Here is a 26,295-nt window from a genome sequence, read left to right as displayed (position 1 = left end):
AGAAGTCGAAACACCCGGCTGAACGTGTCGTGGCTCGGGCAACCATGCTCCAGCGCCACGATCTCTCTCAGCTCGTCTTCCCGCCCCTCAACAAAATCGGCAATGTCAACACAGCTCTTGGCCCCACACAGGGTCGCAAGCAGAGCCAAGAACAGAAGCTCCGCCAGATCATGACGCGCGTTGATGTCACGCGGATCCCGAATTTCACGCAAAATCGAAAGCAGAAACGGCATTGGGTCTCCTCTTCAAAGAGAAGGCACCTAAAGAATCAACCTTTCCACTCAACGCAAGACTTACTCTTACTCATATGCGATTCCCCTGCCCGCAAGGGGGGAGATCACCAGCATATCAACCGATTTGCATCCTTACCGCCCGTAATCTCCGCTTGAAGCCGTTTGTGCAACGCGATACGCCGTTGCCGACTTCGACAAGGAGAGACCCGTGACCGCTGCAAAGACCAGAACCGAAACCGACACATTCGGCCCGATCGAAGTCGCCGCCGATCGCTATTGGGGCGCGCAGGCGCAGCGTTCTCTAGGCAATTTCAAGATCGGCTGGGAAAAGCAGCCGGCTTCGATCGTGCGCGCGCTGGGCATCGTCAAGCGGGCGGCGGCCGAAGCCAATATGGAGCTTCAGCGGCTTGATCCTGCGATCGGCAAGACCATAGTCGAGGCGGCGCAAGAGGTCATCGACGGCAAACTCAATGAGCATTTCCCGCTGGTGGTCTGGCAGACCGGCTCGGGGACCCAATCCAACATGAACGCCAATGAGGTGATCTCCAACCGGGCGATCGAGATGCTGGGCGGCGTCATGGGTTCGAAGAAGCCGGTGCATCCCAACGACCACGTCAATATGAGCCAATCGTCGAACGACACCTATCCGACAGCCATGCACATCGCTTGCGCCGAGCGCATCGTGCACGATCTGCTGCCGGCGCTGAAACATCTGCACAAGGCACTTGAGGCCAAGACCAAGGCCTTCGCGCACATCATCAAGATCGGCCGCACGCACACGCAGGATGCCACCCCCCTCACGCTTGGCCAGGAATTTTCGGGCTATGCCGCGCAGGTCGCCTCGTCGATCAAGCGCATCGAGCTGACACTACCCGGCCTGCAGGAACTGGCGCAGGGCGGCACCGCCGTCGGCACCGGCCTCAACGCGCCGGTCGGCTTTGCCGAACGGGTGGCGGATCGCATCGCCACTATTACCGGCATCGCCTTCGTCACCGCGCCGAACAAGTTCGAGGCGCTGGCGGCGCATGATTCCATGGTGTTTTCGCACGGCGCCATCAACGCGGCGGCCGCGGCGCTGTTCAAGATCGCCAACGACATCCGCTTCCTCGGTTCCGGCCCGCGTTCGGGCCTCGGCGAACTGTCGCTGCCGGAAAACGAACCGGGCTCGTCGATCATGCCGGGCAAGGTCAATCCGACCCAGTGCGAGGCGCTGACGCAGGTCTGCGTACAGGTGTTCGGCAACAATGCGGCGCTGACCTTCGCCGGCAGCCAGGGCCATTTCGAGCTCAACGTCTACAACCCGCTGATGGCCTACAACTTCCTCCAGTCGGTGCAGCTGCTCTCCGACGCCTCGGTCTCCTTCACCGACAATTGCGTCGTCGGCATCGAAGCGCGGGAAGACAACATCAAGGCGGCACTCGACCGCTCGCTGATGCTGGTGACGGCGCTGGCGCCGACCATCGGCTACGACAATGCCGCCAAGATCGCCAAGACCGCGCACAAGAAAGGCACCACGCTGCGCGAGGAAGCCCTCGCCACCGGGCTGGTCAGCGAAGCGGACTATGACCGGCTGGTGCGTCCGGAGGACATGACGCATCCGGGGTAGGACATTTCGCGAGGGGAGAATTTACTCCTGTCGCAACCGGGCCCGACGCGAATTTTGCGCAGGTCGTCCGATCACGGAAATGTAAGTGCTGTGAACAATGTGTCGCCAGTCTGGCGGCTTTGGTGAACAGTCCGCGTGCTCTATCTCACCGGTATCAACCCCTTCCCGGAGAGAGTCACCATGTCCACCAACACTTCAGTCGCCGGTTCCAGCGCATCCAATGCCTCGACCACCATCCTCCTCGGTCGCGTCCTGCTCGCGGTCATCTTCCTGCTTTCAGGTTTCGGCAAGCTCACCGCCATCGCCGGCACAGCCGGCTATTTCGGCAGCCTCGGCCTGCCCTTGCCGACCGTGACGGCCATCATCGTCGGCTTGATCGAGCTTCTCGGTGGTGTCGCCATCCTCGTCGGCTTCCAGACCCGGATTGTCGCCTGGGTGCTCGCGATCTTCACCGTTGCCACCGCGTTGGTCGCCCACACCGGCTGGGCCGACCAGATGCAGATGATCAACTTCCTGAAGAATCTGGCGATTGCCGGCGGTTTCCTCGTACTGGCTTCCTCGGGCGCCGGCTCCTATTCGGTCGACGCCAAGCGCGGCTGAGCCAAGCCCGGCAAATAGCTGGACAAAAAAGCGGCGCGGAATTTCCGCGCCGCTTTTTCGTTGTCGGTATGTGCCCGCCCATCTGCCGGCCGGAATTTCTGCTAGGATCAGGGGCATCGGACGAGGCCAACCGGCGGCCGACAACGGAGGTGAACGCATGCCCCGCAACGCGCTGCTTCTGCTTTCCCGGCTGCTGCTCGCCGCCCTGTTCGTGCCCTCCGGTTTTCACGCGTTGAGCGATATCGCCGGCACGACAGGCTATTTCGCCGGCCTCGGCCTGCCGCTGCCGACGCTTGCCGCCTGGGGCACGGGACTGTTCGAACTCATCGCCGGATTGCTCATCCTGGTCGGTTTCCAGACCCGGATCACGGCGCTGCTGCTCGCCGTCTTCTGCATCGCCGCCGGTTTCATCGGCCATTACGGCCAGGGCGGCGGCGACGCGATGCTCGCCTTCCTGCACCAGCAGATGCTGATGAAGGACATCGCCATATCAGGCGGCTTCCTGGCGCTGGCGATGGCCGGCGCCGGCGCATGGTCGGTCGACGGACGTGGTGCAGTTTGATATCGTCTTAAATCTAAAGGCAGGCCCGGAACCAACCAGATATATCGCCCCGGGTTGAACCCTCGACGCCCGAGCTAGGTCGACCCCCACTCCGTCTCGGCTTCGCCGAGCCACCTCTCCCCCGATCGACGGGGTAGAGGAAGGGCGCGAGCCTTTTGCCGCCAGCGCTGTTCCAACGAGGCTCCCTTCCTTTCCCTCCGAAGGGGGGAAAGGTGGCGCTGCGAAGCAGCGACGGATTGGGGGAAGCCGGTCGGTCGACGGGCGCAGCACCGGGGCCTGAAGAACTTCCGGGACGCCCGCCCTTGTCAGGCGCGCTGGAGATTGGCGAGAATGATCTCACGCCAGACGCGGGTCGGCGTTACCCAGGCATCCCAGGCATTGTACTTGCCCGCATAGACTACGGCCGCGATACCCGCCTCGGGCATCAGCCAGAGCCGCTGTCCGCCATTGCCGAAGCCGGCATGCCAGGGCCGCAGGGCGTTGAACGCCGGCGCGGGCGCGTCGCCGATGAACCATAGCCGGCCATAGCCAAGGCCATCCGTCGTCGAGATCGCCGGCGTGAATGAAGCCTCGATCCAGCCTTCCGAGACGATGCGCCGGCCGTTCCACTCGCCCTTGCGAAGGAGCATCTGGCCGATCTTGAGCAGATCGGGTGCAGTGAGCCTGAGCCCCGAGGCTGCCGAGGCGACGCCATCGTTGCCGGCCGACCAGTGGAAACGCCCAATGCCGAGCGGCTCGAAGAGTGCTTCACGCGCGAAGTCCGGCAGCGATTTGCCGCTGCTTCTCTCGATGATGGCGCCAACGAGCGCCACGCTGCCACCCGAATAGATCCAACGGCTCCCGGCTTCCACGATGATCGGTCGTTCGAGGACGAAGCGATAGCGATCGGGGGCAAGCTCCATCGCGATCTCGCTGTTCAGTGGATCGCTGTAGGGACGGTTCTCGTCCCACTCCATGCCAAGGGTCATCGTCAGCGCGTGGCCGATGGTGATCTTGGCGCGGGCGGGGTCGGCGGTGAGATCGGCATATTCGGGAAACTGTGCAACAAGCGGTGCTTCGGGCGGCGGCACCAATCCTCTGTCGAGCGCAATGCCGTAAAGCAGGCTGACGATACTTTTCGTCACCGAGCGGAGATCGTGCAGCGTGTCGACGTCGAAAGCGACATGCCCGAGGGGCCGCCCCCATTCCTCATCGGCGCCTTCCGCATAGTGTTGCAGGAAGACTTGTCCGGCGCGGGCGGCGAGGACGACGTGCAGATCGCGCAGCAAGCCAGATTCGATACCAGCGAGGAGCTTGCGGTGGATGGTGGGATCAAAGCCGAGCGCCTGCGCCGTATCTCCGTCCGGGAATGACGACGCAGAGTCCTGTGCGACAGTCATGAACGTTCACTCCGTGTTTGACGTCGCGCAACCCCAGTCGCGCGGCAATCTTGCCTTCAGGAATGCCCCACTACTTCAACAAGACGCCCTATTTCACCGAGATACTGGGGCCGCCCTCGACGGCCAGCACCAGCCGGCGGTTGGTGATCCTTGCCAGCTGCGCCAGGCGTCCGGCTGGCCGCTCGCCATAGAGATCAGCCAGCGACGCAGGTAACACCAGCGCCAGCACGCCGTTGCCGCGCTGTTCCCATTTCAGCCTGGGCATGATGCCCGGCATCGACGCCGTCAGCAGGTAGACGACTCGCATCATCGCGGCGAGCACGCGGGCGCGCTCCAGATAACGCGGCGGAGCCAGCGCCTTGATTTCGGGCGCGATGGCTTCGTTGAAGATGCCGTCGTGACGATAGGCGTTGGCCATTGCCAGGAAGGCACGGCCGGGATGGTCAACACCGAAGAAGGACGCGTGCGCGATGATGTTGAGCGACTGCTTGCCGCGATATTCGGGATGCGCGCGCCAGCCGATGTCGGCCAGCAATGCGGCCGCGTGGCGATAGCGTGCCTCGTCCTCGGTCTCGTCGATGCCGAAGGCGGCAAAGGTCCTGGCGGTCCAGTCGACGAGTTCATGCGCATGGGTGACGGAGCGGGAGCGAAGGCGGGCGAGTTCCTCCGAGGCCGAAATCAAGGGATCGGCCTTCTGCTCGGCCTCGTCGAGCAACGAATAGAGAAAGCCTTCGCGCACGCCGAGCGCCGAGACGATGATCTTCGACGGCTGCATCGCCGCCATGATCTCCTGCAGCACGATGGCGCCGTAAGGCAGCAGCGAACGGCGGTTCTTGGAAACGCCCTCGATCCCCTTGACCTTCTCGATCTCGGCTTTGGCCACCTGCTTGAGGAAGTTCGCCGCGCTTTCGGCCGATATCTCGTAGTGGTGCATGACGCCGAGCGGATAGTTGGTCATTTCCATGTGCAGCCGGGCGAGATTTCGCCAGGTGCCGCCGACGGCGTAGAAGGGCCTGCCCTGCCCGCCTTTCAACAGCTTTGCCCTCGCCAGCTCATCGCGCGTGATCTTGGCCGCCTGGGTCAGCGAGTTCTTGGCCATGTCCTGCAGGCGCAGGCCGCCCAGCGGCAGCGTTATGCCGTCGCCGATCGCTTCGCCGTCGACATCGACCAGTTCGAGGCTGCCGCCGCCCAGATCGCCGGCGATGCCATCGGCGGGGTGGAAGCCCGAAATGACGCCGAGCGCCGAATAATAGGCTTCCTGACGGCCGCTGATCACACGGATCTCGGTCTTTAGCACGTCCTCGGCGCGGTGAATGAAATCGGGACCGTTGATAGCCTCGCGGGCGGCGGCGGTGGCCAGCACATACATCTGTTCGGCGCCGGCCTGGTCGGAGAGCGCGCGAAAGCGGCGGAACTCTTCCATCGAGCGGGTCACCGCCTCGGGGTCGAGCTTGCCGGTCGAAACGATGCCGCGGCCGAGACCGGCCAGCATCTTTTCGTTGAACAGCATGGTCGGCGAACGCGCCAGCCCCTCATAGACGACGAGACGGATCGAATTCGATCCGATGTCGATGATGGACAGCGGTCGGCGGTCCTGCAACCGGCCCTGGGAATCAGACAGCATCAGCCGGACGCTGCGGCGTTCTTCTTGCGGCGCTTGAACTGCGCAATGCGTTTGGGCGCATGCGACTTCAGCGCGTCACCCCGTCCCGACAGGCTCGGATTGGTCATGAAATATTCCTGCGCGTTGAACGGTTCCTCACCCTCTTCCAGCACCACGCGCCGGGAGGTTCCATCAGCCAATACGTCGAAACTTTGCTGATTGTCCATGATGTTGCCCAGCATGATCTGGCCAAGGATCTGTTCATGCACAGTTGGATTGGTGATCGGCACCATGGTCTCGACGCGGCGGTCGAGATTGCGCGGCATGAGGTCCGCCGAAGAGATGTAGACGATCGCCTCGTCCGACGGCAGGCCGTGGCCGTTGCCGAAGCAATAGATGCGGCTGTGCTCGAGAAAGCGGCCGACGATCGATTTGACACGGATGTTTTCCGACAGGCCCGGAACCTGCGGCCGCAGGCAGCAGATGCCGCGCACGACAAGGTCGATCTCGACGCCGGCGCGGCTGGCATCGTAGAGCGCGTCGATGATGATCGGATCGACGAGCGCGTTCATCTTCATCCAGATGCGCGCCGGCTTGCCTTCCACAGCATAGGCAATCTCGTCGGCAATATGCTTCAAGATGCGGCTTCTCAGCGTGAACGGCGAGATCGCCAGGCGCATTTCATCCGTCGGTTCGGCATAGCCGGTGATGAAATTGAAGAGCTGGGCGACATCGCGCGCAATCGTCGGATCGGTGGTGAAGAAGGACAGGTCGGTGTAGATGCGCGCGGTCACCGGATGGTAGTTGCCGGTGCCAAGATGCACATAGTTGCGCAATTTGCCGTCCTCGCGCCGCACCACCAGCGACATTTTCGCATGTGTCTTCAGTTCGAGAAAGCCGAACACGACCTGCACGCCGGCACGCTCCAGGTCGCGCGCCCAGCGGATGTTGGCTTCCTCGTCGAAGCGCGCCTTGAGTTCGACCAGCGCTGTGACCGACTTGCCGGCCTCGGCCGCGTCGACCAGCGCGCGCACGATCGGGCTGTCATTGGAGGTGCGGTAAAGCGTCTGCTTGATCGCCACCACTTCCGGGTCGGCCATCGCCTGGCGCAGGAACTGCACCACCACATCGAAGGATTCATACGGATGATGGACGACGATGTCCTTCTCGCGGATGGCGGCAAAACAGTCGCCGCCATGCTCGCGGATACGCTCGGGAAAGCGCGGATTGTAGGGGGTGAATTTGAGATCGTCGCGGGGAACGGCGACGATTTCGGAAATCTGGCTGAGCGCCAGCGGACCGGTCAAGACGCTGATGCGGCTTGACGAGACACCAAGCTCGCCGGCGACGAAGTCGCGTAGTTCCGCCGGCATCAGTATGTCGAACTCGATCCGGATCACCGAACCGCGGCGGCGGCGCTTCAGCGCCGTCTCGAACAGGCGCACGAGATCTTCCGACTCCTCCTCGACCTCGATATCGCTATCCCGGATGATGCGGAATGTGCCGGAGCCCTTGACCTCGTAGCCGGGAAAGAGCTTGCCGATATAAAGGCCGACCGCCTCTTCCAGCGGGATGAAGCGGACATGGCGTTTGCGGTCCGGCAGACGGATGAAGCGCTTCAGCGCCACCGGCAGGCGCAGCAGCGCGCTCATCTCTTCGCCGTTCTTGCGATGGCGCAATTGCAGCGCCATCGAGAAGCCGAGATTGGGGATGAACGGGAACGGGTGCGCCGGGTCGATCGACAGCGGGGTCAGCACTGGAAACACCTGCTCCTGGAAATGGTCTTCCAGCCAGATTTTCTCGTCCTTGGTCAGCGCATCGCGGGTGATGGTCTCGATGCCCTCCTTGTTGAGCAGCACCGTGAGTTCAGACAGGCTCTTCTGCTGGTCTTCCTGCAGCCGCTCGACCTCGCGCAGCAGTTGTTCCAGCTGCTGTTCGGGAGTGCGCCCGTCAGGGCTTTTCAGCACGATGCCTTCGCGCACCTGGCCGGCGAGCCCGGCGACGCGCACCATGAAGAACTCGTCGAGATTGGCGGCCGAGATCGACAGGAAGCGGACACGCTCGAGCAGCGGATGATTGAGGTTCAGCGATTCTTCGAGAACGCGCCGGTTGAACTGCAGCCAGGAAAACTCGCGATTGACGAAACGATCGGGATTGCCGCCTTCCGGGCTTGCCGCCTCGACGTTGATGAATTCGCTCTGCACCGGCTTCAATTCGTTCATATTCCGCTCTTCCACACCGTCTGCCGGCTAGGGCGCCGCACGTCCTCCAGGACTCGCAAAGGACGCTCTACCACTCCAAGGCGACGCATGATCCTTTCCGAAAACCGAAGTCGGTTTTCCGGGTCATGCGTTAACCGGCTTAACTTATCCTCTGACAGGCTTTTGCGACAGTTTCATTTCATCGAACTTGCAAAGAGGCCTGTTATGATCCAGATGCAGAAGAGACTGCGTTAAGGAGACGACGATGGCAGGCGGTTCCATTCCCCATTTCCAGAACGATGCGGGCTACCCGGCTATCGACATCGGCGTCAAGGAATTCATGTGCACGGGCGCCAACCCGCCTTTCGATCACCCGCATGTGTTTCTCGACATGGGCGACGACAACGAAAAAGTCTGCCCGTATTGCTCGACGCTGTACCGCTATTCGCCCAAGCTGAAGGCTACGGAAACGCTGCCGGCCGGTTGCATCTATATCGACCAGGCCGCCTGATTCCTTCGCGACAAACCCGATGAACGAAACACGCTCCCGGCAGGTCGTCATCGCCGGGGCGGGCGTCGCCGGGCTGACCGCAGCGCTTGCTTTCGCCAAACGCGGCTATTCCGTGCAGGTGTTCGAACAGGCGCAGCGCCTGGAGGCGGTAGGCGCTGGCCTCCAGCTTTCTCCCAATGCGACGCGCATCCTTGGCCAGCTTGGCGTGCTCGACCGGCTGCTGCCGGCAGCGGTGCGGCCGGAAGCCGTGGTCTTGAAGGACGCCGCGACACTGTGCGAACTGGCACGCGTGCCGTTGGGGCAAGCCGCCGAGACGCGCTGGCAGGCGCCCTATCTCGTTGCTCACAGGGCCGATCTGCAGAGCGCACTGATGGCGCGCGTTGCCGAGATGCCGGATATCCATCTCACCACCGGCGCCCGCATCGGCAGCGTTGCCACCGGCACCCATGGCATCACGGCGACGGCCGAGATCGACGGCAGAACCATTACGGCCGGGGGCTTCCTGCTGGTCGGCGCCGATGGCGTCTGGTCCTCGGTGCGCGGGCTTGTCGATTCGGCCAAGGGGACTGCCTCGCCAAGAAGCCGCTTTTCCGGCGAACTGGCCTGGCGCACGACCATTGCCGCGCAGAGTGCCGCCGGGCATGCATTCGCAGCGATCGGCGCCCCGGACTGCGTCACCACTTTCCTGCACCCAGGCTTCCATATGGTCGCCTATCCCGTCAGCAAGGGTGACGCCTTCAATCTCGTCGCCTTCATCAGGGGCGAACGCATTGCCGAAGGCTGGTCCGGCCATGCCGACCCCGGCATCCTCGCCGGCGCAGTGCGCGGCACCGCGCCCGGCCTCGCAAGACTGGTGGAAATGACTGGCCCGTGGCTGACCTGGCCGCTCCATACGGTCGACCAGAACCAACCCTGGACAACGCCGGACGGCATCGCGCTGATCGGCGACGCCGCGCATGCGATGACGCCGTTCGCGGCGCAAGGCGCGGCGATGGCGATCGAGGATGCGGCGACACTTGCCGGTATCATTGCCGACTCCCCTGCCGATCCGCCACAGAGCCTGCTAATCTGGGAGAACCTGCGGCGGCCGCGCGTCGCCAGGGTCGCACGCCGCGGCGCCATCAACCGCCTTGCCTGGCATGCCGCGGGCCCAGTGGCGATCGCGCGCAACCTGTTCCTGAAAATCCGCTCGCCGGAAAAACTCGCGGCGGATTTGGACTGGCTCTATGGGTGGTCAGCGGAGGCTGTTGTCAGGCGTTGACAGGCCGGCGGGACAGCGCCCCCCTCTGTCCTGCCGGACATCTCCCCCACGAGGGGGGAGATCGGCCGGCACCGCCGATTTCGCCAATCTCGAACATTGTAGAAAAGAGCGGGGCGCCGAAACCGCCAATCTCCCCCCTCGTGGGGGAGATGTCCGGCAGGACAGAGGGGGGCGCGAAGGAACGCGACGCTTGCCAATTCGCGGAATGCCCACGCTAATTATACAGCCGCATCGACAGGCCGAGCGATACCGGCAGCGGGTTCCACCAGCCCGTGCGCAGGCCGGCGGTGCGCAACGCCGCCGCGGTCCAGGTGTTGCAGCCGACTAGCGCGTTGAAATGGCCATTGGCTTCGTAGAAGCCATCGAACCTGGAATAGGCCGCGTCCGGAACAAGGATCGGACCCTTCGGCTCCCGCTGGAAACTCGCATCGATGAAATCGAGCAGCGCCGCGAAGCGCTCCTCGCCGATATCGAAGCCGGCAATGTTGGGACGCCCTTCGTCGATGTCGCCGGCGACATCGACATGCACGACCGACGCGTCGAGGGTCAGTGCCTTCATCACCGGCACCGCCTTCAACTCAGACCATGTCGGCGTCTCCAGATAGAAGGCGCGGCCGCCCCAGCCAAAGACGATGTAGCGGACCTGCGGACTGTCGGCCGGTATGCCGGCGTCGACCAGGAAGTGGAAGCGCTGGCGCACGGTATCGTCGACCGGGATGGCGATGTCCGTGTGGATCGGGTTCTTCAGCACCAGGATGCGGTGCGTGTCGGCGGGTGCTGCGGCGGCCGGCCGCCACAGCGGCCGCGGAACGAGAGCGCCCATCGTCACAGCGAGCGCAATGACGATCAGCAGAAGACCTAGAAAACGTTCCAGCCTTTTCATGATTGGCGGCCCCTGCAAACGCGTCCCGGCGCCACGAGCCGCCCGCCTTCTGCTCATCCATACGCAAAAAAGCCCGGCACTGTTTCAGCCGGGCTCTTTGTGATCATCGGAAGACTAGTGCAGGATCTGCGACAGGAACAGCTTTGTGCGCTCGTGGCGCGGGTGGTCGAAGAACTCGGCCGGCGTGTTCTGCTCGACGATCTGGCCCTGATCCATGAAGATCACGCGGTTGGCGACCTTGCGGGCAAAGCCCATCTCATGGGTGACGCACAGCATGGTCATGCCTTCTTCGGCGAGCCCGACCATCGTCTCCAGCACTTCCTTGATCATTTCCGGATCGAGCGCCGAGGTCGGCTCATCGAACAGCATGATGCGCGGGTTCATGCACAGCGAGCGGGCGATGGCCACGCGCTGCTGCTGGCCGCCGGACAGCTGGCCGGGATATTTGTGGGCCTGTTCCGGGATCTTGACGCGCTTGAGGAAATGCATGGCGATTTCCTCGGCCTGCTTCTTCGGTGTCTTGCGCACCCAGATCGGCGCCAGCGTGCAGTTCTCCAGGATGGTCAGATGCGGGAACAGGTTGAAGTGCTGGAACACCATGCCGACCTCGCGGCGCACCTCGTCGATCTTCTTGAGATCGTTGGTCAATTCCTTGCCGTCGACGATGATCTTGCCCTTCTGGTGCTCTTCCAGACGGTTGATGCAGCGGATCATCGTCGATTTGCCGGAGCCCGAAGGGCCGCAGATGACGATACGCTCGCCGCGCATCACTTTCAGATTGATGTCCTTGAGCACATGGAACTCGCCATACCATTTGTGCATGGCGATGATGTCGATGGCGACATCGGTGGTGGAAATCTGCATCTTGGCGGCGTTGACCTTGATCTCTTCCGCGCTGACGGCATTTTCGGTGGCCATGACAGGGTCCCCTTGTTCTTTTGTTTAGCGTTTGTGGCCGGTGTCGAGCCGGCGTTCGGTGAACATTGAATAGCGCGACATGCCGAAGCAGAACAGCCAGAAGACGAAGGCCGCGAAGATCAGGCCGGACCTGGCCGTCTGCGCGGTTGCCCAGTTTGCATCGGAGAAGTTCTGTTTGACGATGCCGAGCAGATCGAACATCGAGATGATGATGACCAGGCTGGTGTCCTTGAACATGCCGATGAAGGTGTTGACGATGCCCGGGATGACCAGTTTCAGCGCCTGCGGCATGACGATGAAATACATCTTCTGCCAATAGCCGAGGCCGAGCGAATCCGCACCTTCATACTGGCCCTTGGGGATCGCTTGCAGGCCGCCGCGCACCACTTCGGCCATATAGGCGGCGGCAAACAGCGACACGCCGATCAGCGCCCGCAGGAACTTGTCGAAGCTGACGCCGGCCGGCAGGAACAGCGGCAGCATCACACTGGCAAAGAACAACACGGTGATCAGCGGGATGCCGCGCACCGTCTCGATGAAGACGACGCACAGCGTCTTGATGATCGGCATCCTGGAACGGCGGCCGAGCGCCAGCACGATGCCAAGCGGCAGCGACACGGCAATACCGACGAACGACAGGCTGAGCGTTACCAGCAGCCCCCCCCACATCGAGGTTTCGACATGCGGCAGGCCGAACATGCCGCCGACAAGTAGGACGAAGGCGACGACCGGCAGCACGAAGAACAGCAGAATCGCATTCAGCCCTTTACGCGGCACCTTCGGGATAAGCATCGGCACCAGCAGCGCCACGAACAGGATGGCGACCAGAATCGGCCGCCAGCGCTCCTCGATAGGATAGCGCCCGACCATGAACTGGCCGAATTTGGCATTGACGAAAGCCCAGCAGGCGCCGGTCCAGCCATCCGGCCGGATGCCGCCTTGCGCCACCGTTGCGCATACGGTCCGGTCTGGTCCGGTCCACACGGCGTTGATGAACGCCCAGCTGATGATTTGCGGCAGGATCATCGCCACCAGTGCGATGCCGACGATTGTCAAAATGGTGTCGCCGGTAGAAGCGATCAGGTTCTTGCGCACCCACGCACCGAGGCCAGTGACACTGGCGGGCGCCGGCTGCGCCAGCACCATTTCGGTGCGCACCCAGGACATATCATTTTCCTGCATGTCCTTACCTCACCTCTCCACCAGCGCCATCTTGGCGTTGAACCAGTTCATCACAAGCGAGGTCAGGAGGCTGATGGCCAGATAGATCACCATCATGATCACCACGCCCTCGACAGCCTGGCCGGTCTGGTTCAGCACTGTGCCGGCGGTCGCCGTCAGGTCCGGATAGCCGATGGCAATTGCGAGCGACGAGTTCTTGGTCAGGTTGAGATACTGGCTGGTCAGCGGCGGAATGACGATGCGCATGGCCTGCGGCACGACGACCAGCCGCAGGATCGACCCAGGCCGCAACCCCAACGCGCCGGCAGCTTCCGTCTGGCCTTTGCTGACGCCCCTGATGCCGGCGCGTACGATCTCGGCAATGAAGGCGGCGGTATAGCAGGATAGCGCCAGATACAGCGACAGGAACTCCGGCCTGACCTGGAAGCCGCCGGTCAGGTTGAAGGTCGATTGCTTGGGGTAATCGAAACTCAAGGGGAAGCCGCTCAGCGCATAGGCGAGCAGCGGCAGCCCGACGATCAGCGCCAGGGCTGTCCACAACACTGGAAATTGCTGTCCGGTCGCCATCTGCCGTTGCCGCGCCTTGCGCGCGACGAACCACGCCATGGCGATGCCGACAAGCAGAGCGACGAAGATCAGCCAGGAGCCGTCGCCCCAGACGGCGCGTGGAAAATAGAAGCCGCGCTGGTTGAGGAAGGAGCCGAATGGCAAATTGATGCTGTCGCGTGGTGCCGGCAGCACGGCCAGCACGCCGGAATACCAGAAGAAGATGACCAGCAATGGCGGGATGTTGCGGAAGACCTCGACATAGACCGTGCAGATCTTCCTGATCAGCCAGTTCTGCGAAAGCCGGCCGATGCCGACGATGAAGCCGATGATTGTCGCGGTGATGATGCCGACGACGGCAACGATCACAGTGTTGAGGAAGCCGACCAGAATGGCGCGGCCATAGGTCGAATCCGATGAATAGGCGATGGCGCTCTCGCTGATGTCGAAGCCAGCGCGGCCCTTGAGGAAGCCGAAGCCTGAAGCGATGTGCAGGCGCGTCAGATTGTCGATGACGTTGTGGGCAATCCACCAGACGCCCGCCACCAGCACGACGACGACCACCGCCTGGAAGAATATGCCCCGGACTCTTGGATCGTTGATGAAGGAACCTCGGCTGGGCTCCTCGCGAAGAACTTCCTGCGATGCCATTCGACCGTCCCCTGGAAAGAGAAACCGGAAGGCAGACGACCTGCCTTCCGGATCACATTTCGATCAGCGGATCGGCGGAGCGTACTGCAGGCCACCCTTGGTCCACAGCGCGTTGATGCCGCGCGCGATCTTCAGCGGGCTGCCCGAACCGACATTGCGTTCGAACATTTCGCCATAATTGCCGACGGCCTTGACGATGTTGACGACCCAGTCATTGGAGACGCCGAGATCGGTACCGATCTTGGTATCGGCTTCCTGGCCGAGCACGCGCTTGATCTCCGGGCTGGGCGAGTTCTTCATTTCGTCGACATTGGCCTTGGTGATGCCAAGCTCTTCAGCCTGCAACAGTGCGAAATAGGTCCACTTGACGATGTGATACCACTGGTCGTCGCCCTGGCGCACGGCCGGTCCGAGCGGCTCCTTCGAGATGATCTCGGGCAGCACGACGTGATCGGCCGGCGATCCCAGCGTCAGGCGGATGCCATAAAGGCCCGACTGGTCGGTGGTGTAGACGTCGCAACGGCCGGCGTCATAGGCGGCGTTGACCTCTTCCAGCTTCTCGAAGACGACCGGGTTGTACTCCATCTTGTTGGCCTTGAAATAGTCGGCCAGATTGAGCTCGGTGGTCGTGCCACTCTGCACGCAGACGGCGGCGCCGGAAAGCTGCAACGCGGAATTGACGCCGGGCAGCTTCTTGGCATTGATCATGAAACCCTGGCCGTCATAGTAGGTGACGCCGATGAAATTCAGGCCAAGTGCCGTGTCGCGGTTGATCGTCCAGGTGGTGTTGCGCGACAGGATGTCGATCTCGCCGGACTGCAGCGCGGTGAACCGCTCCTTGGCGCTGAGCGGGGTGAACTTGACCTTGGTGCCGTCACCAAAGACGGCGGCCGCGACAGCGCGGCAGAAATCCGCGTCGATGCCTTGCCAGTCACCCTTGTCGTCCGGCGCCGAGAAGCCGGCCAGGCCGGTCGAGACGCCACACTGGATGAAGCCCTTCGCCTTGACGGTATCGAGCGTGGTTGCCGAGGCGGCCGACGCCATCAACCCAAGCGTGGCGGCGCCAAGAATGCCGATAGCAATATGTTTCATGACCCACAGACCCTTTTCTCTGTTTTTCAGGGCAAACCCTGATTTTTTTCCCGTGTGAATGCAGTTCCCATTCCGGCCCATTTCCGGAACCCCGCGTCGTAACCGACGCGCCGCCTCCCATTCACGAATGTCATCGAAGGCGATAATTCCCGTGAGGTCAAGGGAAATGACCGAAACCGAAAGAGTTTGAAAACCGATTGGCGCAAATGCCTGAAATAGCAGACAAACGCGCCCGCGATTTGACCAGCAGAGCAAATAAAAGCGGCAAAACTCATTCAATGCCAATGCCGGGCCAATGCGGGTCCGCTGCAGCGAAAATCCATCCCAGGCGGCACCTCGGCGGTTGTTGGCCCGGTGCGCGATGAATTGTCATGCCGGAAGACTATCATCCGACGTTGTCGGCCGGTTGCCGGGCAATATCGCCCCGGAGGCAACAACTGTTCTCAAAGAGCTTGAAAGACGAGCCAAGCGCCGATCGTAGCCATCAGCGCGCCGGAAACCCGTGGTATCAACTGCCTGGTCGGTACAGTCTTCTCAAGGAGAACAAGGACGGCGATGCCGGCGATCCACAGCACGTTCATGACGCCGCCGACGAAGAGCAGAGCCATCAGTGCCCAGCAGCAACCCAGACAATAGACGCCGTGGTCGATGCCGAGCCGAAGCGCGCCGAGCGGGGCGGAACGGAAACCGCCATGGCTGGCCAGGAACGCGATCGGCGCCTGACATTGGCGCAGGCAGACGCCCTTCATCGGCGTCCATTGATAGAGGCCAGCGGCGATCAGGACGAGGCCGCCGAGGATCGCGCTGTCTGTCGCCATCGAGGGATCGAGCAAGGCGAGACGGGCGAGAAACCATTGCGCAGCGGTCGCCACAATGCTGAACACGACCCACACAGTGAGATAGCCGGCAAAGAACCATCCCGTCGAAGCGATAGGACGGCCATCCGCCCGCGCCTTGCGCCCGACGCCGGCATAGAGCAGCAACATCGGCGCGACCGAAGGCGTCATCATGCCGACCATCATCACCGCCCACATTGTAAAGATGAAAGCGAAATCGGCCGATACCCAGGCCCGGAAACCGGGCGCCATCGTGGCGCCCATATCCATCCCGCCCGTATCCATGGGAGACGAGTCCATGTTCGACATGTCCATTTCGGTCATGTCGCCGCCTGCGCTGCCCGGGACGGGGGAACCGGGCATGACCATGTCGGCGGCGAGCCACAGCACATAGGCCCAGGCGAGCACGGCGATCACCACGAGCGCGGCCGTTACGACCGCGCGGTCGCGCCGCAGCACCGCCTCGAGGGCCGTGTCGGTCATTGGATCAGGTCAATGCACGACGCCGCTCTGCGTGAGATGCAGATTGGCGAAATGGCTGTGCGAATCGGCCAGTTCGAACTTGATTGGGCCCGTCGTCTTGGTCCAGCCACGCCCGACTTCGGCGATCGCGTATTCGAAGCCGTGCGGCAGGTCGATGCGCGCCCGGTGTTCCGCGCCGGTGACCGGATTCTTGATCGGCTCGCCATGGCCGTCGGTTACGCCGTTGACGTGCAGCCGCGCGGTTCGCGCGCCGACATCGACCTTGAATTCGATCGGGGCAAAGATCGGATCGTGGAATTTCTCCAGCGTGGTCGAAAAGACCTGGAATATCGTCGCACCTGGTTCGGTATCCAGACCGCCCAATATGCGAAGCAGCGCACCACGCTGGGCCTCGGTCGCCCTCTCGTCGATAACCACAGCGGCTTCGCCCCTGCCCTGGTGTATGGCGCCGGGCCAGCGGAAAATCCCGACGAACCGCAATCCGTCGAGCTTGGTGTCGCCGTGATGGCCACTCTCGATTTCCATGCCAGCAACCGCTTCACAGAAACCGTATGTCGGCATGGCGTTGAACTGGCACGGGCAGCCATAGGCGCAGTTGCAGTTGGTGAATTCGCGCGCCTTCATTGTCCATTTGACGTCGGGCATGACTTTCCCTCCCCTTGCCGCGCTCACGCTTCGTGAGCGCGATCCGGATCGTGGAGGACCAGAAGGTCAACCGGCAACAACCATCCGGCAGCATCTGATCGAAGCAATCCGGCGATTAATATTAGAAATCGATTATATATTTTTCGCAGCCACCCACAATAGGCCGATTGGCGGAGACCGGGCACCGAACTCAGATTAACAAAAGACCTGACGACAGCCAGTTCGGCGGTGTCGGTGGCTTTTGCGCCAGCAGCTTTTCACAATAGGAATTTTTTCTTGACTTCGTGCCCTCAGCTATGGTACATATTCGTTTATGGTGCTGATTTGCGCCAGCCACCCGCCGCACAGGCGGGTTTTTCGTTTCCGTCAGCCTACGCGCCGGCGAAGGCTTCGAAGGAACCCGTTAACCCCAGTTCGTAGCCCTGTCGGCGGAGAACGGCGCAACTGCCGGCAACGCACCGCCGGGGTCGCACCACACCCCAATCGCCACCTTTTGCCGCGACGAATTGGCATATTCGAAGTCCGTCCCCTGGCGGACGGCGGCTGTTGCACGGTCCATGACGCCGCACTATGGCTAGCGGCTTGGCAAACAAGGCGACGTAGAATGGCGAAAGACGGCAGCGAGCACTTTAGCGGTGGGGTGGGCATCAACACGCGGCTTGCCCATTCGGGCAACAATCCGCATGACTATTTCGGCTTCGTCAATCCGCCAGTGGTGCATGCCTCGACCGTGCTCTTTCGTGACGCGGCGTCGATGGCGGCACGCAGCCAGAAATACACTTACGGCACGCGCGGCACACCGACGACCGATGCCCTGGCCCAGGCCATAGACGCACTGGAAGGCTCGGCCGGCACGATCGTGGTGCCGTCGGGCCTTGCGGCGGTGACCGTGCCGCTGCTCGCCTTCGTGTCGGCGGGCGACCATCTGCTGATCGTCGATTCGGTCTATCACCCGACCCGCAACTTCGCCGACACGATGCTGAAGCGGCTGGGGATCGAGGTCGAGTATTACGCCCCCGAGGTCGGCGCCGGCATCGCGGCGTTGATCAAGCCCAACACCAAGGTGGTGTTCACGGAATCGCCGGCGTCCAACACGTTCGAGGTGCAGGACATCCCGGCCATCGTCAAAGCGGCGCATGCCGCGGGCGCCATCGTCATGATGGACAATACCTGGGCGACACCGCTGTATTTCCGTCCGCTCGACCATGGCGTCGACATCTCGATCCATGCGGCGACGAAATACCCGGCTGGCCATTCCGACGTACTGCTTGGCACGGTGTCGGCCAATGAGAGCTGCTGGAAGCATCTTTATGAGAGCTTCTGCACGCTTGGCTGCTGCGCCGGGCCCGACGATGTCTACCAGGTGCTGCGCGGCCTGCGCACCATGGGCGTGCGCCTGGAGCACCATCAGCGCAGCACACTCGCCATCGCCTCCTGGCTCGAAGGCCAGAAAGGCGTGGCACGCGTGCTCCACCCTGCCCTTCCCAGCCACCCTGACCACGATTTGTGGAAGCGCGACTTCTCCGGCTCCAGCGGCATCTTTTCCATCGTGCTCGCCGGTGGCGGCCAGAAGCAGCAGCACGCCTTCCTCGACGCGCTTCAGATTTTCGGCCTCGGCTATTCCTGGGGCGGCTATGAGAGCCTCGCGGTGCCGGTCTGGCTTGGCGACCGCGTTGTTGCGAAAGCCCCCTATGAGGGTCCGTTGATCCGCCTGCAGATCGGCCTCGAGGATGTCGACGACCTGAAGGCCGACATTTCGCGCGGCCTGACCGCCGCGGCGGCTGCCTGAACGATCAAGGCACCGCCAAAGTGATTCATCGGACCAGCGCAAGCATGCCGAAAGACTGGTGAACCGCCACTTCGCCTGCGGAGCCAGACCGGCACCGCGGCGAGCATTGCGACAAGGTCGTGGAATTCTATTCCCACAAACCGCGGCATCGCGGATCAATTTGGCTTTCAAATTCCGCGATACCGCGCCATTGCGGTGCGATCATCGCGGTTTCTACTTCCCCCTGGAATACCGGCAGAGTTTTCGACGTCATGGCTTTTCGCCTCTTTGTTCCCATTCTTGCCGGCGCGACGCTTCGCGAGCGCCTCGTTGCCTGTATCGGCGCGACGATCGGCATTGCGCTCACCGGCGTGATCGCCAGCCTTGTGCTCGGCAACGGCCCGCATGTACCGCTGCTGGTGGCGCCGATGGGGGCGTCCGCCGTGCTCCTGTTCGCGGTGCCGGCCAGCCCGCTGGCGCAGCCATGGTCGATCATCGGCGGCAACACGATATCGGCACTGGTCGGCGTGATCGTGGCGCATTTCATCCACGAAACCGCCCTTGCCGCCGGCATAGCGGTGGCACTGGCCATCGCCGCCATGTCGTTCACGCGTTGTCTACATCCGCCGGGCGGAGCGGCCGCCCTGACCGCGGTGCTGGGAGGGCCGGCCGTCATCAGCGCCGGCTTCCTGTTTCCATTCGTACCGGTGGCGCTGAATTCGATCCTGCTTGTGGCGCTCGGCTACGGCTTCCACAGACTGGCCCGGCGCAATTATCCGCATGTACCGGCTGCAGCACCGACGAACAGCCACGGCACCGGCGATCCGCCGGCGCAGTCGCGCGTCGGCTTTCGGTCCGAAGACATCGATGCCGCGCTTGGCGCACTCGACGAGACGTTCGATATCGATCGCAACGATCTCGACCGCCTGCTGCGGCAAGTCGAATTGCAGGCGATGGTGCGTGCGCACAAGACCGTTCTGTGCGAGGACATCATGTCGCGCGATGTGATCTCGGTCGACGCGCACACCTCCACCGATGCGGCGCGCCAGTTGCTGCTTGACCACAACATCCGTACCTTGCCGGTCGTCAACGCGGAGGCAAGGCTGGCAGGCACCGTGGGATTGCGGGAATTGACGCAGGCCTCCGGCGCGGTTGGATCCGTGATATCGCCCGCGGCGACCGCCGCCGCCGGTTTCGCCGCCATGGGGCTGCTGCCCGTGCTCACTGACGGCCGCAGCCATGCCGTCATCATCGTCGACGACGACAAGCGGATTCTTGGGCTGATCACCCAGACCGATCTCCTGGCGGCCACGGCGCGCCTGCAGGTTGCTGACAAGTCCTCATTGGACGCGGTAGGTTAGTCGCCGCGGGACCAGGCGAAAAATCTTCGGGAACCTTTTGCCGGCAACAGCGTCCAATCTCTCAATCGAGGTTCCGGTCCGGAGGTTGGGTTGAGGAAACTGGCCATGCCTGCTGTCTTGACGGCCGTACCTTCTGCCGCACCAGGCGACATGCAGCTCGTACGACGGGCGCTGGCGCGCGACGGCGATGCCTTCCGCACCATCATCAAGACGCACAATCAACGGCTCTACAGGATCGCGCGCGGCGTCGTGCGCAATGACAGCGAGGCCGAGGACATCGTGCAGGAGGCCTATGTCAGGGCCTTCGCCCATCTCGATGCCTTTCGCGGCGACTCTTCGCTGGCCACATGGTTGTCGCGCATCGTCATCAACGAGGCGCTCGGCCGCCTGCGCAAGAGGCGCCGAACGGTGGCAATGCCGGAAAATCCGCAAGCCGAGATTATCCGGTTTCCTCTCAACCCCAGCGACGATCCGGAACGGACGATGGCGCAACGGCAGATCCTCCAGCTGGTCGAACGGGCCACCGACAGCCTTCCCGATGTCTACCGGACGGTGTTCGTGGCGCGGGTAATCGAGGGGCTGAGCATCGAAGAGACCGCCGATCTTCTCAGCGTGCGGCCGCAAACCGTCAAGACAAGGCTGCACCGGGCCCGTGCCCTGGTGCGCAAGGCGCTGGACGACCAGATCGGGCCGGTGCTGCTCGATGCCTTTCCCTTCGCCGGCCGGCGTTGCGAAAGGCTGACCGGCGCGGTCATGCGGCGGCTCGGGCTGGAGAGCTGACCCCGGCGGATTCAGTTGCTTTTGGCGGGAACGTTTGCCGCCGTCCCGCATCCAATGATCGTCAACCGAAAAACACTGTCCGGAGCGATTTCAAATGCCCGGACGAAGGAGATGCCATGTCTATCCGACACACCGCCGCGCTCGCCGCCATGCTGCTGCTTGGCACTGCCCCGTTCGCACAAGCCGCCGACAAGCCGACCGACCCGCAGATCGCACACATCGCCTACACGGCCGGCGTGATCGACGTCGAGGCGGCCAAGCAAGCGCTCAAAAAGTCGAAGAACAAGGAGGTGCTCGCCTTCGCCAAGGACATGGTGCGCGACCATGAGGCGGTGAACGTGCAGGCGCTCGATCTGGTTAAGAAACTCAAGGTCACGCCGGAAGACAACGCTACCAGCAAGGCGTTGACCAAAGCGGCGGCGGAGGAGCGGGCGAAACTCGCCAAGCTCAAGGGCGCGGCCTTCGACAAGGCTTATGTCGACAACGAGGTGGCCTATCACAAGCAGGTCGACGGAGCGCTTGAAACGCTGCTCATCCCGTCGGCGCAGAATGCCGAATTGAAGAGCCTGCTGGAAACCGGGCTAAAGATTTTCCAGGGCCATGAGCAGCATGCCGAACACGTCGCCGGCATGCTGAAGTAAGGACCGGGTGCATGCCGAAACGCCCTCCGTGGATTGCGTTGATGCTGGTCGTCGGTATCGTTCCGGCGCAAGCTGAAACCATCCAGGTCACCATCGACAAACTGGTGTTCTCGCCGGCCACCGTCGAGGCGAAGGTCGGCGATACGATCGAGTGGGTGAACAAGGATGTGTTCGCCCACACGGCCACCGTGAAAGGTGGCTGGGAGGTGATGATCCCGTCGAAGAAATCCGCAAGCCTGACATTGAAGGCGGCTGAATCGGTCGACTATTTCTGCCGCTTTCACCCCAACATGAAAGGCCGCTTGGTGGTGGCGCCCTGATCCAGCGCCAACGAGGTCCGCCTGGCCTCGTCGGGGCGCGCGATATGCGTCCATGAGCCGTCATAGCGGGGCTCGCGCCGCTGGATCCAGGCATCGAGCCCTTCGCGCAAATCGGCTGTCGAGGCCATGCGGGCGAATTGCGAGGCTTCGACCTGCAGGCCTTCCGCGATGCTCTGATCGAGGCCGCGCGCCACCGCCGTGAGGATGCTGGCGATCGCCAGATCGGAGTGCCGCAGGATACTCCTTGCCAGGCCGATCGCAGCCGGCATCAACTCGGCATGTGGCACGACTTCGTTGACGAGACCCAGCTCAAGCGCCCGCGGCGGCGGAAACCAGTCGCCCGTCAACAGCAGTTCGAGCGCCCGCTTGCGCCCGGCGAGCCTGGGCAAACGCTGCGTTCCGCCAAAGGTCGGCGGCATCGCCAGGTTGATTTCCGGCTTGGCGAAAAGGGCACGGTCACTGGCGATGGCCAGCGGCACAGCCTCGGTGATTTCGCAGCCGCCGCCAAAGGCAACGCCGTTGACGGCGGCGATGACGGGTTTGCGGAAGGCTTCCAGCCTCGCTGTCAGCCGCTGTCCGCGCATGACGAAGTCACGCATCGCGACGTCGACGCCAAGCGCCACGCTGGCCGAGAACTCGTGGATGTCGCCGCCCGCCGAAAACGCGCGCTCCCCTGCCCCGGTAAGAATGACCGCCCGAACGCCGTCATCGACTTCGATGTCGTCGAGGATCGCAAGCAGGCGATCGATCAGGGCATAGTTCAGCGCGTTGAGTTTCTCCGGCCGGTTGAGGGTAAGGATGGCAATCCCATCCCTGGTCTCGTTGAGGACAAGATCGGTCATTGGCTCTTCCTTCTCCATAATGCTCATGAACCGGAAGACTATGCCCTTTCCCGCTTGTGTATATTCACTAGTCGGTATACTTAAGCTCATGCCCGACGCACAGAGCCCCACCCGCAAACGCATCGTCGATGCCGCGACCAAGCTCTTCTATGCCGAAGGAATCGGTCGCGTCAGCGTCGATGCCGTTGCCGAGGAGGCGGGTCTCACCAAGCGGACGCTCTACTACCATTTCAAGAGCAAGGACGACCTCATCGCCGCCTATCTCGATGGCCGCGACCAACCCAACCTGAAGCGTATGGCCGGCTGGTTCGATGCCGCCGAGGGCGGCGCGGATCGCAAGGTCGAGGCGATCTTCAGCAATCTGGCGAGGGCCGCTCGCCATCCGAAATGGAAAGGATGCGGCTTCCTGCGCACGGCCGCGGAACTCGCCTCGATGCCCGGACACCCAGCGATCAAGGTCGGGTCGCGGCACAAGTCAAATTTCGAAACATGGCTGGCTGGCGCATTGTCCGATCGCGGCGTCGAGGAGCCGCAAGCCTTGGCACGCGAGGTCGTGCTCCTGATCGACGGCTCCTTTTCGATCATGCTGATCCACCGCAACCCCGATTATATCGAGGCGGCCGGCCGCGCCGCGGCGACGCTTGTGCGGGCGCGAACTTCAAGCAGCCAGGTCTAGAATCCCAACGCCAACCATGCCGTGCCCGCGCCAAGCGTCAGCAGCGTCAGCGGCAAGCCGACCTTGAAGAAGGCGCCGAATGACAGCGGCGTACCGGCGGCCCGTGCCTGTTCGGCGACGATCAGGTTGGCGACCGAACCCAGCAGCGTGAAATTGCCGGCCAGCGTCGAACTCATCGCGACGACCAGCCAGGCGCGCTCGGGGTTTTCGAGGCCGGGTATGAATGGCCGCAGCGCCAGCACGGCCGGAACATTGCTCATGATGTTGGAGAGCACCGCGGTGAAGCCGGACAGGCGCCAGACATCGTCCAGCCCAAGGTTCTTTGCCGAGGCGATCATGTCTGATGTCAGCAGCGTCTTTTCGGCGCCGGCGACCACCACGAACAGACCGGCGAACATGAACAGCAGCGGACCGTCAATTTCGCGGTAGATACGTTCCGGCTTGATGGCACGGGTGAGCAAGAGGATCGCGCCGCCGATGAGTGCTGCCTTGGCGACAGGCACGCCGGCGAAGAAGGCGATTGCCAGTCCGATGCAGACCACCACCGCCTTCAGCACCTGCCTCTTATGCATGCGGCCACGCGAGACCTCGGGCATCAGTTGCACCGTGCGGGCGAATTCGGCCCGGTAGACGATGCGGATGATGACAACGACCGCGACGAGGCCGAACAGAGCGACCGGAGCGAGTGCCGCCGAAAAGGCTGGATAGGAAATGCCCGACAGCGCACCGATGACCATGTTTTGCGGATTGCCGGTGATGGTGGCGACGCTGCCGCAATTCGACGCGGTGGCGGTGGCGATCAGATAGGGGATCGGGTTGCGCTTGATGATGCGGGTGACGTGGACGACGATCGGCGCCATGACAAGGCAGATGGCGTCGTTGACCAGGAAGGCAGACAGCACGCCGGTCAACAGCGTCACCATCACCAAAAGCATGAAGGGCGCGTGCGCGTGCTCGATGGCGATAGCGCCAAGGCCGCGAAAGGCGCCCGACACTTTCAGATGGGCCACCACGATCATCATGCCGAGCAAAAGCGTGATGGTGTCGAAATTGATCGCCCGGTAGGCATCCTCCATGCTGAGCGCGCCGACGGCGATCATCGCGGCCCCGCCGAGCAGCGCGATCCCTGCCCGGTCGAGGCGCAGGCCGGGGATGCGGCCAACGGCGACACCGGCGTAAGTCAGGACCAGGATCAGCAGTGCCGCCGCGCCTATCAATGTCATGCGAAGAAGGCCCTGCCCGATCCATCCAGCCCCGATGGGCACCGGACACTACCTTTAGCGTGATGTCGGCAAAGCGAAAGCGCCCTCCGCGCAACAGCTTGTACAAATCAGCGTGTTGCGGGAGTGCCCAAGGTTCTCGTGCCTACAGGACGCGACGGTCCAAGGTTGCAATGACCGCTTTTGATCAGACCTTTGTCAATGCACCGTGGCGACGCTGGGCAGAGGCGCCGGAGCAGCCCCCGCCGGATCGAAGCTGACTTGATCGCGCCCGTTCGACTTAGCCGTGTAAAGCCGTCTGTCGGCGGCGGAGAAGATTTCCTCATAGGTGGTCGGGCCGGTAAAGCTCGTGCCGCCGATGCTGACGGACAGGGGGCAAGGCCTGCCACCGGGCGAGAAGTCCGTCTCCCTGATGCGCCGGCGGATGCTCTCGGCAACCACCCAGGATTGCGAGGGATCCACGCCGGGAAGAAATACGCCGAATTCTTCACCGCCGATGCGGCCAACAATGTCGCCGCCACGCAGTTGCCCCTTGATCGCCTGTGCTATCAGCTTGAGTGCCTGATCGCCGCAGTCATGGCCCAGGCGGTCGTTGATCGACTTGAAGTGGTCGGCGTCGATGATCAGCAGCGCCCCCGAACGGGTCTGCTCCTGCTTGCGGGTCTGCTCGAGATAGGCCTCGACCAGCATCGAGAAGGCACCGCGGTTCAGCACCGCCGTCAGGCTGTCGGTCGCGGCAATAACGCTGAGGTCGCGCTGCGCGATGGCCAGCTGGCGGATCTTCCACATGAGGAAAAACAGAAACGACCCGCCCAGCACCAAAGGCAGCATCAGGTCGGTCATCTGCGCCCGCCACACTGCCGCGGGCGAAAGATAGGGGAAGTTGAAAGAATCGACGAAGAACGCCACGGCAATGAAGAATGCCGTACCGACCATGGTGACAGCGATCACCCTGCCCCAGCTCGTCGGCGATAGATCGAGCTTCATCGCGTTCAACTCCGTTAGCCGCCGCTACTATGACGAACCAACGCAAACAAATTGATAAGACTTTCCCTCCAATTCGATATCGGGCGGCATGGCGCGGTAAAAAGCCGCCGAAGGGACAGCCGCCGAAAAGCGGCTGTCCTGTGTCCCAGCTTGAAGGTTTGGACCAAGCTGTTGGCTGAGCAAGGGCAGGTGGCGCTCGAAGCCAGGCCGTCCGCCGTCAGTTGAGCGTTGATTCACTCAGCGTGTCGACGACAAATGATGCCGCGATCAGGTCGTCGGCTTCAAGACGTAGGGAGCCTTCGCCGCCTCCCATGATGGAAGCCACTTTCTGAAAGGTCTTCATTTCATATTCCGTGATCCGGTTATCCTGCATCCTGGCCTTGAGGTCAGCGATACGCCGATCCAAGGCCGAAGATATTCCTATTTCTCGCTTCGACATGGCAACACTCCTCCCCACCCGGGTTTGCCTCCCACCGATCCGCTTTTTGTATGAGGCTTTGCGAATACA

At 62.6% G+C, this 26,295-nt stretch carries 27 protein-coding genes; 11 read left to right on the top strand and 16 right to left on the bottom strand.

The annotated features are described in order from the left end of the window. The coding region (locus NKI73_RS03070; protein ID WP_352627280.1) for a transposase family protein at positions 1–233 on the bottom strand (233 nt) is incomplete at its 3' end. Positions 234–441: 208 nt separating this feature from the next. Here NKI73_RS03070 and fumC point away from each other — a divergent pair. The 3 genes from fumC (at position 442) to NKI73_RS03055 (ending at position 3,001) form a co-directional block, all read left to right on the top strand. After that, positions 442–1,839: a class II fumarate hydratase gene (gene fumC, locus NKI73_RS03065; protein ID WP_352627279.1), complete on the top strand. Its 1,398-nt coding sequence runs from the start codon at positions 442–444 to the stop codon at positions 1,837–1,839. Between the two features lie 180 nt (positions 1,840–2,019). After that, entirely contained in the window at positions 2,020–2,439 is a 420-nt protein-coding gene (locus NKI73_RS03060; protein ID WP_352627277.1) for a DoxX family protein, read from the top strand. A 157-nt stretch (positions 2,440–2,596) separates the two neighbouring features. After that, the gene (locus NKI73_RS03055) at positions 2,597–3,001 is read left to right on the top strand and encodes a DoxX family protein (protein ID WP_352627276.1); all 405 of its coding nucleotides are present in this window, start codon (positions 2,597–2,599) and stop codon (positions 2,999–3,001) included. Positions 3,002–3,306: 305 nt separating this feature from the next. Here NKI73_RS03055 and NKI73_RS03050 read toward each other — a convergent pair whose 3' ends face one another. The 3 genes from NKI73_RS03050 to NKI73_RS03040 form a co-directional block, all read right to left on the bottom strand. Next, positions 3,307–4,380 (bottom strand): serine hydrolase domain-containing protein, encoded by a 1,074-nt coding sequence (locus NKI73_RS03050; RefSeq protein ID WP_352627274.1) that lies wholly within the window; start codon positions 4,378–4,380, stop codon positions 3,307–3,309. 88 nt (positions 4,381–4,468) lie between these two features. Beyond that, positions 4,469–6,004, bottom strand: a complete 1,536-nt coding sequence (ppx, locus tag NKI73_RS03045) for an exopolyphosphatase (RefSeq protein WP_352627273.1) — start codon at positions 6,002–6,004, stop codon at positions 4,469–4,471. Further along, entirely contained in the window at positions 6,004–8,205 is a 2,202-nt protein-coding gene (locus NKI73_RS03040; RefSeq protein ID WP_352627271.1) for an RNA degradosome polyphosphate kinase, read from the bottom strand. Before NKI73_RS03040 ends, ppx begins: the two co-directional genes overlap by 1 nt. A gap of 244 nt (positions 8,206–8,449) precedes the next feature. Here NKI73_RS03040 and NKI73_RS03035 point away from each other — a divergent pair, with 244 nt between their 5' ends. Both NKI73_RS03035 and NKI73_RS03030 read left to right on the top strand, forming a co-directional pair. Beyond that, positions 8,450–8,695, top strand: coding sequence for a zinc-finger domain-containing protein (locus NKI73_RS03035; protein ID WP_023761953.1), 246 nt, complete (start codon positions 8,450–8,452; stop codon positions 8,693–8,695). Between the two features lie 19 nt (positions 8,696–8,714). Further along, positions 8,715–9,956 (top strand): FAD-dependent monooxygenase, encoded by a 1,242-nt coding sequence (locus NKI73_RS03030; protein WP_352627270.1) that lies wholly within the window; start codon positions 8,715–8,717, stop codon positions 9,954–9,956. Positions 9,957–10,170: 214 nt separating this feature from the next. On the opposite strand, the gene NKI73_RS03025 is transcribed toward NKI73_RS03030, so the two are convergent. The 7 genes from NKI73_RS03025 to NKI73_RS02995 form a co-directional block, all read right to left on the bottom strand. Next, positions 10,171–10,839 carry a TIGR02117 family protein gene (locus tag NKI73_RS03025; RefSeq protein ID WP_352627269.1) on the bottom strand — a complete coding sequence of 223 codons (669 nt, stop codon included), beginning with the start codon at positions 10,837–10,839 and terminating at the stop codon, positions 10,171–10,173. 114 nt (positions 10,840–10,953) lie between these two features. Further along, complete coding sequence (locus NKI73_RS03020; protein ID WP_031260969.1) at positions 10,954–11,703, bottom strand: amino acid ABC transporter ATP-binding protein; 750 nt, start codon at positions 11,701–11,703, stop codon at positions 10,954–10,956. A gap of 78 nt (positions 11,704–11,781) precedes the next feature. Beyond that, positions 11,782–12,939 carry an amino acid ABC transporter permease gene (locus tag NKI73_RS03015; RefSeq protein WP_352627267.1) on the bottom strand — a complete coding sequence of 386 codons (1,158 nt, stop codon included), beginning with the start codon at positions 12,937–12,939 and terminating at the stop codon, positions 11,782–11,784. 9 nt (positions 12,940–12,948) lie between these two features. Further along, a complete protein-coding gene (locus NKI73_RS03010; RefSeq protein ID WP_352627266.1) occupies positions 12,949–14,136 on the bottom strand; it encodes an amino acid ABC transporter permease in 1,188 nt (395 codons plus the stop codon). Positions 14,137–14,199: 63 nt separating this feature from the next. Next, on the bottom strand, positions 14,200–15,228 hold the full coding sequence (locus tag NKI73_RS03005) for an amino acid ABC transporter substrate-binding protein (RefSeq protein WP_352627264.1): 1,029 nt from the start codon (positions 15,226–15,228) through the stop codon (positions 14,200–14,202). A gap of 443 nt (positions 15,229–15,671) precedes the next feature. Next, a complete protein-coding gene (locus NKI73_RS03000) occupies positions 15,672–16,547 on the bottom strand; it encodes a DUF2182 domain-containing protein (RefSeq protein WP_352627263.1) in 876 nt (291 codons plus the stop codon). Between the two features lie 9 nt (positions 16,548–16,556). Beyond that, positions 16,557–17,192 (bottom strand): DUF1326 domain-containing protein, encoded by a 636-nt coding sequence (locus NKI73_RS02995; protein WP_352627261.1) that lies wholly within the window; start codon positions 17,190–17,192, stop codon positions 16,557–16,559. Between the two features lie 604 nt (positions 17,193–17,796). Here NKI73_RS02995 and NKI73_RS02990 point away from each other — a divergent pair. Further along, entirely contained in the window at positions 17,797–18,981 is a 1,185-nt protein-coding gene (locus tag NKI73_RS02990; RefSeq protein WP_352627260.1) for a cystathionine beta-lyase, read from the top strand. Positions 18,982–19,108: 127 nt separating this feature from the next. Here NKI73_RS02990 and NKI73_RS02985 read toward each other — a convergent pair whose 3' ends face one another. After that, positions 19,109–19,234, bottom strand: coding sequence for a hypothetical protein (locus NKI73_RS02985; RefSeq protein WP_352627258.1), 126 nt, complete (start codon positions 19,232–19,234; stop codon positions 19,109–19,111). Here NKI73_RS02985 and NKI73_RS02980 point away from each other — a divergent pair. From NKI73_RS02980 to NKI73_RS02965, 4 genes are all read left to right on the top strand, one after another. Next, the gene (locus NKI73_RS02980) at positions 19,233–20,321 is read left to right on the top strand and encodes an HPP family protein (RefSeq protein WP_352627257.1); all 1,089 of its coding nucleotides are present in this window, start codon (positions 19,233–19,235) and stop codon (positions 20,319–20,321) included. The two genes, NKI73_RS02985 and NKI73_RS02980, sit on opposite strands and share 2 nt — an antisense overlap. Before the next feature lie 105 nt (positions 20,322–20,426). Then, complete coding sequence (locus NKI73_RS02975) at positions 20,427–21,101, top strand: RNA polymerase sigma factor (protein WP_352627255.1); 675 nt, start codon at positions 20,427–20,429, stop codon at positions 21,099–21,101. Between the two features lie 116 nt (positions 21,102–21,217). Continuing rightward, positions 21,218–21,742 carry a DUF4142 domain-containing protein gene (locus NKI73_RS02970; RefSeq protein ID WP_352627253.1) on the top strand — a complete coding sequence of 175 codons (525 nt, stop codon included), beginning with the start codon at positions 21,218–21,220 and terminating at the stop codon, positions 21,740–21,742. Positions 21,743–21,753: 11 nt separating this feature from the next. Further along, complete coding sequence (locus tag NKI73_RS02965; protein ID WP_352627251.1) at positions 21,754–22,062, top strand: cupredoxin domain-containing protein; 309 nt, start codon at positions 21,754–21,756, stop codon at positions 22,060–22,062. Here NKI73_RS02965 and NKI73_RS02960 read toward each other — a convergent pair. Continuing rightward, the gene (locus NKI73_RS02960) at positions 22,023–22,904 is read right to left on the bottom strand and encodes a crotonase/enoyl-CoA hydratase family protein (protein WP_352627249.1); all 882 of its coding nucleotides are present in this window, start codon (positions 22,902–22,904) and stop codon (positions 22,023–22,025) included. The genes NKI73_RS02965 and NKI73_RS02960 overlap by 40 nt on opposite strands. An 88-nt stretch (positions 22,905–22,992) precedes the next feature. Here NKI73_RS02960 and NKI73_RS02955 point away from each other — a divergent pair, with 88 nt between their 5' ends. Then, complete coding sequence (locus NKI73_RS02955; RefSeq protein WP_352627248.1) at positions 22,993–23,580, top strand: TetR/AcrR family transcriptional regulator; 588 nt, start codon at positions 22,993–22,995, stop codon at positions 23,578–23,580. Here NKI73_RS02955 and NKI73_RS02950 read toward each other — a convergent pair. From NKI73_RS02950 to NKI73_RS02940, 3 genes are all read right to left on the bottom strand, one after another. Next, positions 23,577–24,803: an anion transporter gene (locus tag NKI73_RS02950; protein WP_352627246.1), complete on the bottom strand. Its 1,227-nt coding sequence runs from the start codon at positions 24,801–24,803 to the stop codon at positions 23,577–23,579. The two genes, NKI73_RS02955 and NKI73_RS02950, sit on opposite strands and share 4 nt — an antisense overlap. Positions 24,804–24,998: 195 nt before the next feature. Next, positions 24,999–25,787 carry a GGDEF domain-containing protein gene (locus NKI73_RS02945; RefSeq protein WP_352627244.1) on the bottom strand — a complete coding sequence of 263 codons (789 nt, stop codon included), beginning with the start codon at positions 25,785–25,787 and terminating at the stop codon, positions 24,999–25,001. Between the two features lie 217 nt (positions 25,788–26,004). Next, positions 26,005–26,226, bottom strand: coding sequence for a hypothetical protein (locus NKI73_RS02940; protein ID WP_352627242.1), 222 nt, complete (start codon positions 26,224–26,226; stop codon positions 26,005–26,007). Between the last annotated feature and the right edge of the window lie 69 nt (positions 26,227–26,295).

The sequence above is a fragment of the Mesorhizobium sp. M0496 genome (genome assembly GCF_040321205.1).
Taxonomy (GTDB): Bacteria; Pseudomonadota; Alphaproteobacteria; order Rhizobiales; family Rhizobiaceae; genus Mesorhizobium.
This window is presented reverse-complemented; position numbering and strand designations above follow the sequence as displayed.